Origin of the sequence: Paraburkholderia sp. 35.1, assembly GCF_050436525.1 — a bacterium.
In the GTDB taxonomy this organism is placed as follows: Bacteria; Pseudomonadota; Gammaproteobacteria; order Burkholderiales; family Burkholderiaceae; genus Paraburkholderia; species Paraburkholderia tuberum.
The window spans coordinates 91,935-105,558 of sequence record NZ_JBNDMJ010000003.1 but is presented as its reverse complement, the minus strand read 5'-3'; the positions used below and the strand labels follow the sequence as shown (position 1 = coordinate 105,558).

General features: G+C 64.2%; 13 protein-coding genes. 6 read left to right on the top strand and 7 right to left on the bottom strand.

Annotated features, from left to right (window positions below):
• Window positions 1–394: 394 nt before the first annotated feature.
• On the bottom strand, window positions 395–610 hold the full coding sequence (locus OKW27_RS20525) for a hypothetical protein (protein ID WP_143037173.1): 216 nt from the start codon (window positions 608–610) through the stop codon (window positions 395–397).
• A 101-nt stretch (window positions 611–711) separates the two neighbouring features.
• Here OKW27_RS20525 and ilvA point away from each other — a divergent pair, with 101 nt between their 5' ends.
• Both ilvA and OKW27_RS20515 read left to right on the top strand, forming a co-directional pair.
• On the top strand, window positions 712–2,298 hold the full coding sequence (gene ilvA, locus OKW27_RS20520; protein WP_429334705.1) for a threonine ammonia-lyase, biosynthetic: 1,587 nt from the start codon (window positions 712–714) through the stop codon (window positions 2,296–2,298).
• 237 nt (window positions 2,299–2,535) lie between these two features.
• Window positions 2,536–3,726 carry a 4-hydroxybenzoate 3-monooxygenase gene (locus tag OKW27_RS20515; protein ID WP_429334704.1) on the top strand — a complete coding sequence of 397 codons (1,191 nt, stop codon included), beginning with the start codon at window positions 2,536–2,538 and terminating at the stop codon, window positions 3,724–3,726.
• Between the two features lie 35 nt (window positions 3,727–3,761).
• On the opposite strand, the gene OKW27_RS20510 is transcribed toward OKW27_RS20515, so the two are convergent.
• Entirely contained in the window at window positions 3,762–4,652 is an 891-nt protein-coding gene (locus OKW27_RS20510) for a helix-turn-helix domain-containing protein (RefSeq protein ID WP_429334703.1), read from the bottom strand.
• A gap of 179 nt (window positions 4,653–4,831) precedes the next feature.
• On the opposite strand from OKW27_RS20510, the gene OKW27_RS20505 reads away from it, so the two are divergent.
• The 4 genes from OKW27_RS20505 to OKW27_RS20490 all read left to right on the top strand — a co-directional run bounded on the left by OKW27_RS20505 (window position 4,832) and on the right by OKW27_RS20490 (window position 9,398).
• Window positions 4,832–5,713, top strand: coding sequence for an SDR family NAD(P)-dependent oxidoreductase (locus OKW27_RS20505; protein WP_429334702.1), 882 nt, complete (start codon window positions 4,832–4,834; stop codon window positions 5,711–5,713).
• A 10-nt stretch (window positions 5,714–5,723) separates the two neighbouring features.
• On the top strand, window positions 5,724–7,511 hold the full coding sequence (locus tag OKW27_RS20500; RefSeq protein ID WP_429334701.1) for an FAD-dependent oxidoreductase: 1,788 nt from the start codon (window positions 5,724–5,726) through the stop codon (window positions 7,509–7,511).
• On the top strand, window positions 7,508–7,846 hold the full coding sequence (locus OKW27_RS20495; protein WP_429334700.1) for an NIPSNAP family protein: 339 nt from the start codon (window positions 7,508–7,510) through the stop codon (window positions 7,844–7,846). Before OKW27_RS20500 ends, OKW27_RS20495 begins: the two co-directional genes overlap by 4 nt.
• Before the next feature lie 169 nt (window positions 7,847–8,015).
• Window positions 8,016–9,398 (top strand): MFS transporter, encoded by a 1,383-nt coding sequence (locus OKW27_RS20490; protein WP_429334699.1) that lies wholly within the window; start codon window positions 8,016–8,018, stop codon window positions 9,396–9,398.
• A gap of 45 nt (window positions 9,399–9,443) precedes the next feature.
• Here the strand turns inward: OKW27_RS20490 and OKW27_RS20485 are convergent, their stop codons facing one another.
• The 5 genes from OKW27_RS20485 to kduI all read right to left on the bottom strand — a co-directional run bounded on the left by OKW27_RS20485 (window position 9,444) and on the right by kduI (window position 13,506).
• A complete protein-coding gene (locus OKW27_RS20485; protein WP_090805246.1) occupies window positions 9,444–9,692 on the bottom strand; it encodes a hypothetical protein in 249 nt (82 codons plus the stop codon).
• A gap of 75 nt (window positions 9,693–9,767) precedes the next feature.
• Window positions 9,768–10,163, bottom strand: a complete 396-nt coding sequence (locus OKW27_RS20480) for a hypothetical protein (protein WP_429334698.1) — start codon at window positions 10,161–10,163, stop codon at window positions 9,768–9,770.
• A 691-nt stretch (window positions 10,164–10,854) separates the two neighbouring features.
• Complete coding sequence (gene kdgR, locus OKW27_RS20475) at window positions 10,855–11,793, bottom strand: DNA-binding transcriptional regulator KdgR (protein ID WP_429334697.1); 939 nt, start codon at window positions 11,791–11,793, stop codon at window positions 10,855–10,857.
• Window positions 11,794–11,892: 99 nt separating this feature from the next.
• Window positions 11,893–12,663 (bottom strand): 2-dehydro-3-deoxy-D-gluconate 5-dehydrogenase KduD, encoded by a 771-nt coding sequence (kduD, locus tag OKW27_RS20470; protein ID WP_429334696.1) that lies wholly within the window; start codon window positions 12,661–12,663, stop codon window positions 11,893–11,895.
• A 6-nt stretch (window positions 12,664–12,669) separates the two neighbouring features.
• A complete protein-coding gene (kduI, locus tag OKW27_RS20465) occupies window positions 12,670–13,506 on the bottom strand; it encodes a 5-dehydro-4-deoxy-D-glucuronate isomerase (RefSeq protein WP_429334695.1) in 837 nt (278 codons plus the stop codon).
• Between the last annotated feature and the right edge of the window lie 118 nt (window positions 13,507–13,624).

The following is a 13,624-nucleotide window of genomic DNA, read 5'->3' as shown; positions in this document are numbered from 1 at the left end:
CCGACAGGCATAAGCAGGAAGGTCGCGCGCATTACCCTGGGAGCCCCGTCAGTCTGCCTTGTGCTACTGGCATCGCAAGGTGCCGGGATGGGCTGGCGGGAGTCAGCAGAGGCCATAGTAGCGGCTCGGAACCGGAGCAGTGAAGGGCCGAACCTGACGAGAGTGGATAGTCACGCGTGCTCTCTGAGCGTTTGGGCACAAGTCTCGGCACAGCCGGGAGCCTGCGATCAAACTTGACGGCCGGAAGCCTGAGAGAGGTTGGGGTGTCCATTGAACGACAGGCGACACGACGAACGAAACGAAGCTCGCTGGAGCAATCCAGTCGTCAGGAAACGCCGGATACGTGATCCGTACGTCCGGTGTTGTGGGAGGACGGCGGGGGCAACCCCGCCTCCTACCCGATTGTGGCACTGGCGCACTGCGCGGAGATGCGCGGAGATTGACAAAGCTTGCCGAGTCGACGAAGATCGCCGACATGAACTGCCTCGACATCCGTATTGCGCTGATTATTAGCATCATTCATCGAATGGTGGGTTAGCGCGCGTCGACTTGCAGTCACACATAACCCGCCAAACGAGGCGGGTTTTTTTATGTCCGCTTTCAGGTTCATTCTCTGCCTGCCTCCTGGCGAACATGCCGCGATTGCTATCGTTCGATGTCGATCGCCGTTGATGCGTTGTTGCATCGAATGTTGCCACCCAGGAGCTTGCCGTGCTGTTAAACGAACTCGAACAGGCCGCCGCAGCGGCCGGGCGCGTCGCGCCGTCCCACGACTACCTGAAAAAGACCCTGACCGCGCGCGTCTACGACGTGGCGCGCGAGACCGAACTCGAACGCGCGCCGAACCTGTCGGCGCGGCTGTGCAACCCGGTCTATCTGAAGCGCGAGGACAACCAGCCGGTGTTCTCGTTCAAGCTGCGCGGCGCATACAACAAGATGGCGCATATTCCGGCCGAGGCGCTCAGTCGCGGCGTGATCACCGCGTCGGCGGGCAATCATGCGCAGGGCGTGGCGTTATCGGCGGCACGCATGGGCGTGAAGGCGATCATCGTCGTGCCGGTGACGACGCCGCAGCTCAAGGTCGACGCGATCCGCACGCATGGCGGGCCGACCGTCGAGATCGTGCAGTTCGGTGAGTCGTATAGCGACGCCTATGGTCACGCGGTCAAGCTGCAGGAAGAGCGCGGCCTGACCTTCGTGCATCCGTTCGACGATCCGTACGTGATCGCCGGCCAGGGCACCGTCGCGATGGAAATCCTCAGCCAGCACCAAGGGCCGATTCACGCGATCTTCGTGCCGATCGGGGGCGGCGGTCTCGCGGCCGGTGTCGCCGCATACGTGAAATCGGTGCGCCCCGAGATCAAGGTGATCGGCGTGCAGACCGATGATTCGTGCGCGATGGCCGCGTCGTTGCAGGCGGGCGAGCGCGTGACGCTGAACGAAGTGGGCCTGTTCTCCGACGGCACCGCGGTGAAGCTCGTCGGCGAAGAGACCTTCCGTTTGTGCCGCGAATATCTCGACGAAGTACTGCTCGTGAACACCGATGCGCTGTGCGCCGCGATCAAGGACGTGTTCCAGGACACGCGCAGCGTGCTCGAACCGGCGGGCTCGCTCGCGGTGGCCGGCGCCAAGCAGTATGCCGAACGGGAAGGCATCGAGAACCAGACGCTGATCGCGATCACGTCGGGCGCGAACATGAACTTCGACCGCATGCGCTTCGTCGCCGAACGCGCGGAAGTGGGCGAAGCGCGCGAAGCGGTCTTCGCGGTGACGATCCCCGAAGAGCGCGGCAGCTTCAGGCGCTTCTGCGAGCTGCTCGGCACGCGCAGCGTCACCGAGTTCAACTACCGGATCGCCGACGCGAACTCGGCGCATATTTTCGTCGGCGTGCAGATCCGCAATCGCAGCGAATCGGCGCAGATCGCCGGCGCCTTCGAAGCGCACGGTTTTGCCACCGTCGACCTGACCTTCGACGAACTGTCGAAGCAGCACATCCGCTACATGGTCGGCGGCCGCTCGCCGCTCGCGCGCGACGAACGACTGTTTCGCTTCGAGTTTCCGGAACGTCCGGGCGCGCTGATGAAATTCCTGTCGTCGATGGCGCCGAACTGGAACATCAGCCTGTTCCACTACCGCAACCAGGGCGCGGACTACAGCTCGATTCTGGTCGGCATTCAGGTGCCCGGAAGCGACCACGCGGCGTTCGAGCGCTTCATCGAAACGCTCGGCTATCCGTGCTGGGAAGAGACGAAAAATCCGGTCTACCGACTATTTCTTGGCGAGTTGAAGCTCGTTTAGCGGATCGGGGTTTACCTCAGGGCACGCCATGCCGTAGCACGAGCCGCGGGTCGTCCAAGTCGCCGGAAAACCCCGCCAGTCTTGCGTTTGCGGCCGAAACAGCCGCGCGGCGCTGGCTCCCGCCTTACACCTTCTATCGCGCAACGCGATACGGCCTATCCGCTATATCGCATTGCGGGATAGGCGTCGCGATCGTCACACTGAGCGCAAATTTCATCACCGCATTCAGGAGACTACATGCGCACCCAAGTCGGCATCATCGGTGCAGGGCCCGCTGGCCTGCTTCTTTCCCATCTGCTTCATTTGCGCGGTATCGACTCGGTCGTGCTCGAAACGCGCACGCGCGATCAGATCGAATCGACGATTCGCGCCGGCGTGCTCGAGCAGGGCACGATGGATCTGCTGACGCAAACCGGTCTCGGCGAACGCATGAAAGCCGAAGGCGCGCTGCATCACGGTTTCGAACTCGCGTTCGAAGGCAAGCGTCGCCGCATCGATCTGACCGGCCTCACCGGTCATGCGATCACGGTTTATGCCCAGCACGAAGTGATCAAGGATCTAGTCGCGGCGCGCGTCGCCGCGGGCGCCGAACTGCGTTTCGGCGTATCGGAGACGTCGGTGCACGGCATCGATACCGAGAAGCCGTCGATCCGCTATCGCCACGAAGGCGCGGAGCACGAACTGCAATGCGACTTCGTGATCGGCTGCGACGGCTCGCAAGGCGTGTCGCGCCAGGCGATCCCGCAGACGCTGCGCAAGGATTTCGAGCGCGTCTATCCGTTTGGCTGGTTCGGCATTCTGTGCGAAGGCCCGCCGTCGTCGGACGAGCTGATCTACGCGCGCCACGAGCGCGGCTTCGCGCTGATCAGCACGCGCTCGCCGAACGTGCAGCGCATGTATTTCCAGTGCGATCCGAAGGACTCGGTCGACAACTGGTCCGACGATCGCATCTGGGCCGAGCTGCATGCGCGCGCTGATTCGGACGAAGGCCACAGAATCATCGACGGCAAGATCTTTCAGAAGAACATCGTCGGCATGCGCAGCTTCGTGTCGACGACGATGCAGTACGGGCGCCTCTTCCTCGCTGGCGACGCCGCGCATATCGTGCCGCCGACTGGCGCGAAGGGCATGAACCTCGCGGTCGCCGACGTGAACGTGCTCAGCAAGGCGCTCGACGCGTTCTACAAGGAAAACCGCGTCGATCTGCTCGACCGTTACAGCGAAACCGCGCTCAAACGCATCTGGCGCGCCGAGCACTTCTCGTACTGGATGACCAGCATGCTGCATCGTATCGAAGGCGCTTCGGCGTTCGAGCAGCAACTGCAGGTCGCCGAGCTCGAGTACGTGACGACGTCGCGCACGGCCGCGACAGTACTGGCGGAGAACTACGTCGGCGTCGCCGGCGCGCAGATGCAGGCGCAGCTGTAAGCGCTACTGCAAGCACCGCGCGATCATCGGGATCGCTAATTGATCGACAGATCCCGATGCGCGGCCGCCTGAAACTCCTTGGGCGTGACGCCGGTCTGCTTGCGGAAATAGCGGCTGAAATAGGCCGCATCTTCGAAACCGAGCGCATGCGCGATCTGTTTGATGCTCGAACCCGAGTAGACCAGATCGCGCTGCGCCTCGCGTATCAACTGATCGTTGACGAGCGACAGCGGCGAATGGCCAAGCTCCTCACGACAGATGCGCCCCAGTTGCGCCGCGGTCACCCCCAATTTTTCCGCGTAAAAATCGATTGGCAGATGCTCGCGCACATGGGTGGCGATCAGTTCGCGTAGCCGTTTGATCTGCGCGGCGCGCCGGTCATTGACGGTCGCGCCCGCGCTCGAGGCGGCATCGGTCAGCCGGGCGACCTGCACAAAAAGTGCAATCATCAGCGACATGCCCGCGGCGATATGGCCGCGCGCGCTGCCGCGAAATTCCTGCTCCAGCAAACCGAACAAGGGCATCAACGTGCGCTCGCCGACCGCGGGCCGCACGGGAATCAGCGCGGGCCGTTGCAGCACCGGCACGAGGCCCGGCGACACCGCTTTCGAAATCGACTCCAGCGCGCGCTGCGCGGCGGTAATCACGAGCCCGTCGATCTCCGGCGAAAACACGAAACCGTGCACCGTTTGCGCTGGAATCAGGATCAGGCATGGCGCGTCGATCGTGAGCTTTTCGCTTTCGATCAGAACGTGGCCCGAACCGCTGCGGATATAGAGAATCTGCAGCAATGCATCGTGCCGGTGCGCGGCGATATGCCAGTCGTTCGGACGACTGCGCTCGACGATCCATTCGAAATTGAACGCGTCGTACCACGGCGGCCGCGCGGACTCTCCGTACAGATCGTAGTTAGGGATATTCCTCATGCGGTTTTGTCTCCAATGTTCGAATTGTCCTGCGATGCGCTGCCTTTGTCCAATTTCGTCCGGAACCGCGTGGCTATACTTTTTTCCATCGGAGACGCGGTCGAATGACGCAGTTTGGTGAAGCCGGCCAACCTAAGCTCGCCGCGATCGTGAACATGGAGATCGGGAGGACTAAGCAAATGAATCAACGGAAAGATCGGCGCGACACACCCGCCAACGCGCGACACTGGCTCGGGCTCGAAGGTAGCGTCTGCGTCGTGAGCGGCGCGGCGGGCGGCATCGGCAGCGCGATTGCTCAGGTGTTGGGCGACGCTGGCGCACGCGTGGCGCTGCTCGATCGCGATGAGCAGAAGTGCCGTGACGTCGCGCAAGCGCTGAGCGCGAGCGGTGTCGAAGCGCTGGCGCTCGCCTGCGATATCGGCGACATCGATAGCGTGCGCGGCGCGGTGTCGGAGGTCGAAGCGCGCCTCGGCGTCGCCGATGTGCTCGTGAACAACGCGGGCCTGTTGCGGCCGGGGGGCATCGAAGAGATTGGACTCGATGCATGGAATGCGATGCTGCGCGTGAATCTGACCGGCTACATGCTGTGCTCGCAGCAATTCGGTCAACGCATGCTGAAGCGCGGCGCTGGCGCAATCGTGCATGTCGCGTCGGTGGCCGCGCATCATCCGCAGACCTATAGCGGCGCTTACAGCGCGGGCAAGGCCGGTGTCACGATGCTGTCGAAGCAGATCGCGGCGGAGTGGGGACCACGCGGTATTCGCAGCAATACCGTGTGCCCGGGCATGATCCGCACGCCGCTGTCGGCGGCGTTCTACGAGCACGGCGATATCGAACGCCGGCGCAGCGCGATGACCGCGAGCCGCCGGATCGGCGAGCCGAACGATATCGCCGATGTCGTCGCGTTTCTCGCGAGCGAACGCGCGGCCTATGTGAACGGCGCCGAAGTCGTCGTCGATGGCGGCTTCGAAAGCATGCTGATGGACCTCGTGCCGCGTCCCGGCTTCGAAGCCAACCAGGCCGCGCAAGCCACCCAGGCCGACCGCCAGGTCCGAGCGTAAGGAGACCATCATGACCAACGCAACATGCGGCGCAACACTCACGTGCGACGTACTCGTGATCGGTTCGGGTGCGGGAGGGCTGTCGACCGCGATCACCGCGCGCAAACACGGTCTCGATGTCGTCGTGATCGAGAAGGAGCCGTTCTTCGGCGGCACGACCGCGTTTTCAGGCGGTGTGCTGTGGATTCCGGGCAACCGTCACGCAAACAGCAACGGCGTCAGCGATACGCGCGAAGCGGCGCTGACCTATATGCGCAGCGAAACCGGCGCGTGCTTCGATGCCGCCGCCGTCGATGCGTTTCTCGACACGGGCCCTGAGATGCTCGACTTCTTCGAGCGCGAAACCACCGTCAAATTCGTGCCGACGCTGTATCCCGACTATCACCCGAACGTGGGCGGTGGTGTCGACATTGGCCGCTCGGTCGTCGCCGCGCCGTTCGATGCGCGCGCGCTGGGCCAGGACATCTCGCGATTGCGCCCGCCGCTGAAGACGATCACGTTCATCGGCATGATGTTCAATTCGTCGAACGCGGACCTGAAGCACTTCTTCAATGCGACGCGTTCGCTCACCTCCGCGCTGTACGTCGCGAAGCGCCTCGCGAGCCATCTGAAGGATCTTGCGCTGTACCGGCGCGGCGTGCAGATCACGAGCGGTAACGCGCTCGCCGCGCGGCTCGCGAAGTCCGCGCTCGATCTCGGCATTCCGATCCATACGAACACGGCCGCTCGCGAGCTGACCGTGGCGAACGGCAGCGTGACCGGCGCGCTCGTCGCCGGACCGCAAGGCGAGATGCGCATCGTCGCGCGACGCGGCGTGGTGCTCGCGTGCGGCGGCTTCTCGCGTGACGTCGCACGGATCGCCCGCGCGTATCCGCATCTGCGGCGCGGCGGCGAACACCTGTCGCCGGTGCCGCGCGGCAATACGGGCGACGGCGTCGGCATGGCCGAACGTCTCGGTGCGCGGGTGGCGATCCGTTTTCCGCAGCCCGCCGCATGGATGCCGGTGTCGCGCGTGCCGATGAGCGACGGCAGCGTCGGCGTGTTTCCGCATCTGGTGGATCGCTACAAGCCTGGCGTGATCGGCGTGACGCGCGCGGGCAAGCGCTTCACCAACGAAGCGAATTCGTATCACGACGTGGGTGCCGCGATGATCGAGGCCTGCGCGAACGAACGCGAAACCGCGATGTGGCTGATCTGCGATCACGCGACGATCCGCAAATACGGGCTCGGTTATGCGAAGCCGGCGCCCGTGCCGCTCGGCCCGCTGCTGCGCAACGGCTATCTGAGCAAGGGCCGCACGCTCGCGGAACTCGCGCGCAACGCGGGTCTCGACGGCACGGCGCTCGAGGCGACCGTGAAGCGCTACAACGCCGACGCGGTGCGTGGCGAAGATCGCGAATTCGGCCGCGGTACGACGTCGTTCAATCGCTATCTGGGGGACCCGGAGCACCAGCCGAACCCGTGCGTCGCGCCGATCGGCGACGGTCCGTACTACGCGCTGAAGGTCGTGATGGGCGATCTCGGCACCTTCGACGGCATCTCGACGAACGTCACCGGCGAAGTGCTCGACGTGAAAGGCGCACCGATCGCCGGCCTGTACGCGGTCGGCAACGATCGCGCGAGTGTGATGGGCGGCAACTATCCGGGCGCGGGTATCACGCTCGGGCCGATCATGACGTTCGGCTATATCACTGGCCGTCATCTCGCGGGCGTGAGCGTGAAAAGCGCAAACAGCGCGAAGAGCGCAAGCAACGCGGACACCCGCGCAGCCGAAACCGTATTGAGGACCGGCACATGAGCCATGGCAAACCTTTCGTCGATCATCGCATCTACACGATCCGTCCGCGCGGCATGGCGGAGTTCATCGACGTTTTCGACCGGCTCGCGATGCCGATTCAGCTCAAGTATCTGGGCGCGCCAGTCGGCTTTTACATGAGCGATATCGGCGCGCTGAACCAGGTCGTGCATCTGTGGGGCTACGAGAGCATCGGCGACTACGACCAGCGCCGCACCGCGCGCGATGCCGATCCGCAGTGGCCCGCGTATCTGCAGGCGTCCGCGCATCTGATCGTCGCGCAGGAGAGCCGCATCATCAGGCGAGTCGACTTCAGGACGCTGACGATGCTGCGCTAGCCGCTCGTTCGAGGAGACAGGCATGAACGAACGGACTGCGCGACGCTCGCAAGCACGGTCGCGACCACCGTCGCGGCGACCGGGTGTTGAACGGCAATTCGAACAATAAGAAAAACACCTCTTCATCTCAAGGAGACATCGCAATGAACCAGCTGAAAGGAGCACGCACATGAGCCGCTCCGAACGCAGTGTAGACGTGCAGGCCTTTATCGACGAACAGCGCTTCTCGCCGTTTCAATGGACGATTCTGGTGCTGTGCTTTCTGGTCGTCGCCGCCGACGGTTTCGACACCGCCGCGGTCGGCTTCATCGCGCCGTCGCTCGTGCAGCAGTGGGGCATCGCGCGCGGCGCGCTCGGCCCGGTGATGAGCGCGGCGCTGGTGGGACTCGGCATCGGCGCGCTCGCGGCCGGCCCCTGCGCGGACCGCATCGGACGCAAGACGGTGCTAGTGCTGTCGGTGTTCTTCTTCGGGCTGTGGAGTCTCGCGGCGGCCCGCGCGAGCTCGATCGAATCGCTGACCTTGCTGCGCTTTTTCACCGGCCTCGGTCTCGGCGCGGCGATGCCCAACGCGGTCACGCTGATGGCCGAGTACGCACCCGCGCGGATTCGCGCGGTCGCCGTCAATGCGATGTTCTGCGGCTTTTCAGGCGGTCTCGCGATCGGCGGTCTCGCATCCGCATGGCTGATTCCGCATTTAGGCTGGCCGAGCGTGCTGGTCGCCGGCGGCGCCGGTCCGCTCGTGCTGAGCGTGATGCTGATACTGTTTCTGCCGGAATCGGCGCAATTTCTCGCGCTGCGTAAGCGCGCCGATCAACGGATCGCGCGCATCCTGCAACGCATCGCGCCCCACGACCGTTTCGACGGATGCCGTTTTTTCGCGGTCGACGTGTGCCGCAATACCGGCGACGCGCGTTCGCAATGGGCGCTCACGATCATCCTGTCGGCGCGCTACCGCTTCGGCACGCTGATGCTGTGGCTCGCCTATTTCATGGGGCTACTGATTTACTATCTGCTGACCAACTGGCTGCCGACGCTGTTCAAGGACACCGGCTTCTCCGGTGAAAAGGCCGCGTTGATGACGTCGCTGTTTCCGCTCGGGGGCATCCTCGGCAATCTGTGCGTCGGCTGGGTGATGGATCGCTTCGCCGGGCATCGCGTGATCGCGTTCACCTATGTCCTCGTCGGCGCGCTCGTGTTGCTGGTCGGGCGGGGCGTCGGCCATCAGGTCTGGCTCGGGACGCTGATCTTCCTGACCGGCACGGTCGCGACCAGCGCGGTCACGTCGATGTCGGCGCTCGCGGCAAGCTTCTACCCGACCCGGGCGCGCGCGACGGGCGTGGCGTGGATGCTGGGAATCGGCCGCGTCGGCGGCGTGGCGGGCGCGCTAATCGGCGCGGCGTTGATGGGGCTCGGCTGGCACTTCGGCGCCGTGTTCAGCCTGCTCGCGGTGCCGGCCGTGATCGCGGCGGGCGGGGTGGTATTGATGATGCGGCGCGAGCCGCTCGATCACGCATCGGTCGATGAAAACGTCGGCGCCATAGCGATCGAATGAGCGCGGCGTCGGGCGTGCCGCTACGCTCGAACAACGCGCGATCGCTCAGGACGCGCGCAGCAACGCCATTTCGTTGTGCAGCAGCGCGAGCAATTCGTCGTCGGTTGGCCGCGTGCCCCAGTGGCGCGCGCCGGCCACCGACGCGATTGCCATCCACGAATGCGGTGGAAACCATTCGCGCACCAGCGTGCCGTCCTGGCGCAGGCACAGCTGGCCGGTCAGCTCGCTGTATTCGGCGCAAATGTGCGCGCCGTCGACCTGCGCGGTTACTCGTCTCGGATCCTTGCGTAGCACGTCGTCGCTCCTGTCAAAGGGGTGGCGCGAATGCAAGCGCGACACGGTGGCGCGATGGACGCCACCTGCCGTCTATCAATGGTCATGCCCGCGATCGTCATGACCCCGACCGTGCGAGCCGTTGTCGCGCCAGTCGCCGTGCGGGCCGCGTGCATCGCGCCATTCGTCGTGATGACGTTGCCACTCGCGCCGCTCCCACTGGCGACGCCCCCAATAGCGATGACCATCGTAGTAGCGTTCGCCGTACCAGCCCGGAGCGACTATGACCGCGGGAGGCGGCGCAGGCGCATAGACGGGCGCGGGCTGCACATAGACGGGCGGCGGAGCCTCGACCACGGCGGGCACGACCGCGATGCCCGGCACGCCGATATTCACACCGACATCGACGTGCGCGAAAGCGGCCGTCGATGCGCCGATCGCGAGACCCGCGACGACGGTCAACGGAACCCAGCGGTTGCGTGAAAGACTCATGATTGTTCTCTGTTGTGTGGATGTCTGTGATGAAGTGGCGAGCCGGACGCGCACCTACTGCGCGTGATGGCCCGATCAATAACGTTCGTAGTAGTGGTCATGATGCGGATGATCGTCAGGGACGACGATGCAGCCACTCAACGCGCCACCGAGCGTGGCGGCAAGAATGACCAATGCGAGGATTTTTTTCATGATGTTGCTCCCTGAAATCTGTGATGCGAGTGCCTGTCGTGCGAAGCGTTTGATCTGATCCGCTTTCGTTTGAACCGAACTCTACTGAGCGGCGCGATTACCGGTGTGTTTGTGTGTAACAGGACGTGTCGATCCGAGCTCGCGCCGAAACGTCGATGCGAGTGCGATGAACGAGGAGGGAAGGCGCCGCGGGTTACGGGTCGAAATGCCGGGCGACTGTCAAGCGCGCGGGCAAACCCTTGAAGGGTCTATGAAAAAAAACGCCTTCAAAGGCAGACGAAGCATGGATTCGAAGCGAAGCTTCGGCGCCTCGATTGCTGAAAAAAGAAGCGCATCGATTTTCGGCATATGTATGCAGCGCAGATACATTCGGTTGCAGACTGGCTAAGAAGTTCGATAGTGCGCTCGGGCGAGCGTGATGGAAAGACGCTACACCTGTAGCGTCATCAGCTTGTCTTAAGCTTCGGTGGGATAGGTAAAAACGCATCGCGCGCGCAACCTACTGCGCGGCCGCGGGCTCCGGGGCGGTCGCTTCGCGATAGCCGAGCCGCGTCGAAATCGCGAGACCGGCCTCTTTGAGCAACGCGACGTAATGCTGCTTCGTGTCGGCACCGCAGCGCATCGTCGGAAACGAAATCGACAGACCGGCGATCACACGGCCGAAGCGGTCGAACACGGGCACCGCGATGCATTGCAGGCCTTCTTCCTGCTCCTCGTTGTCCTCGCCGTAGCCCTGCTCGCGTACGCGCGGCAGGATGCTCAACACCGCTTCGGCGCAGGTCAGGGTCTTTTGCGTCGACTTGCGAAATTCGATGTGCGAGAGCACGTCACGCGCGTCGGCCGGGTCCATCCATGCGAGCAGCACCTTGCCGATCGCCGTGCTATGCAGCGGATTGCGCCGGCCGATCCGGGACTGCATGCGCAGCCCGTAGTCGGCGTCGATCTTGTGGATGTAGATGATCGCGTCGTCGTCGAACGCGCCCAGGTGTACCGCTTCGCGCGTCATCTGGCCGATGCGGCGCATCTCGATGTCGGCCTCGCGCACCAGATCGACGCTTTCGAGCGCTTTCGCGCCGAGCTCGAACAGACGGATCGTCAGCCGATAGCGTTCGGTTTCGACTTCCTGGGTCACATAGCCGAGCGCCTTCAGTGTTTGAATCACACGATGCACGGTCGTCTTCGACATGCCGAGCCGTTGCGACAGCTCGCTGATGCCGATCTGTCCGGTGTCGCCGATCGCGCCGAGAATCGCGAACACGCGCCCGATCGACGACGCCGATTCGCCGCGCTCACCGCTGTGCGCATCGAGCGACGCTGCGCCGGCGGGTTCCTTGCGGGCTTTGCCGCGGGTCTTATCGAGCGCCTTGTCGAGCGTCTTGTCGCGCGCAGTGTTCCTCGCAGTATTCCTGTGTGTTCCCGTTGCCGCCATGTCCGTCATTCCCTGTCTGTGCCAACTCGCCGCTGCCGCATCGAGCCGATGCTCACCGGCGCGAGAGCATAGCGCGTGGCGCGCACTTGTGGCGAGCTTGTGCCGTCCCTAACGCGCGAGCCAGCCGCCATCCACCGCCAGTGTATGCCCATGCACGTAGTCCGACGCCGACGAGGCGAGAAAAACCACTGGCCCCGCGAGATCGTCGGGCACGCCCCAGCGGCCGGCCGGAATGCGGCCGAGTATCTCCTCGTTGCGCTGCGCGTCGTCGCGCAACGCCGCGGTGTTCGCGGTCGCCATATAGCCGGGCGCGATCGCGTTCACGTTGATGCGTCGCGCGGCCCATTCGTTCGCGAGCAGTCGCGTCAGACCGAGCACGCCGCTTTTCGACGCGGTGTACGACGCGACGCGGATGCCGCCCTGGAACGACAGCATCGACGCGACGTTGATGATCTTGCCGCCGCTTTGCTGGCGCACGAACTGACGCGCCGCGGCCTGCGACAGGAAGAACAGGCTCTTGAGATTCACGTCCATGACCGCGTCCCAGTCGTCTTCGCCAAACTCGAGCGCGTCTTCGCGACGGATGATGCCTGCGTTATTGACGAGCACGTCGATGCGGCCGAACGCTTCGACCGCGGCGCGCACGATGTCGTCGACCGAAACGCTCGACGCGAGATCGGCGCGCACGTCGGCGAAGCGGCGCCCGAGCGTCTCGACGCGCGCGGCGGTCGCGCCCGCGTCCGCGCGACTGACACCGACGATGTCGCAACCGGCCGCGGCGAGCGCGACGGCCATGCCGGCGCCGAGGCCGGTGTTGCTGCCGGTCACGATGGCGACCTTGCCGGTCAGATCGAAAGTGTTCACTGTGTTCGGACTCATGTTCGCTCAGCGCAGCTCGCGGACCGCGAGATGGTCCATGTCGCCGAACACCTGGTTCTCGCCGACCATGCCCCAGATGAATGTGTACGCGCGCGTGCCGACGCCCGAATGGATCGACCAGCTCGGCGAGATCACCGCCTGCTCGTTGCGCACGACGATGTGCCGGGTTTCGTGCGGCTCACCCATCATGTGGAAAACGGCGGCGTCGTCGGCGACGTTGAAGTAGAAATACACTTCCATGCGGCGCTCGTGTGTGTGGCAGGGCATCGTGTTCCACAGGCTGCCCGGTTCGAGCTTCGTCATGCCCATCGACAGCTGGCAGGTCCGCAGCACGTCGGGCACGATGAACTTGTAGATGGTGCGGCGGTTGCTCGTGGCCGGATTGCCGTGGGTTTCGGGCGAGGCCTGGTCGAGCGAGATCGTGCGGGTCGGATAGCTGGTGTGCGCGGGCGCGCAGTTCAGATAGAACTTCGCCGGCCGGGTGGCGTCGGCGCTGCCGAACCCGACCGCTTGCGCGCCCTTGCCGATATAGATCGCCTCTTCGCGGCGCACCGTGTAGCGCGTGCCGTCGACGTCGACCCAGCCGTCGCCGCCGATGTTGATCGCGCCGAGTTCACGCCGCTCGAGCAGATAGTCGACGCCGATCGCCTTGCCGAGCGAGCCCGGCACTTCGACCGCGCGCTCGACCGGCCACACGCCACCGACGATGATCCGGTCGATATGGCTGTACGTGAGCTTCAACGCATCGCGCTCGAAGATCTGCTCCACCAGAAACTCGCGACGCAGCCCGGTGGTGTCGAGCGTCTTCGCGTATTCGCTGTTGATGGCCTGTCGCACGTCCATTGATCGTTCTCCTGTCGGTATACGGGGCGCGGCGCCGCCTTCCTCGTGCCCGAGACTGTAACGCAGAATCTTGATTTCGGAACGCTGGTCCGAAAATATTGTGACGGATGATCGCGGC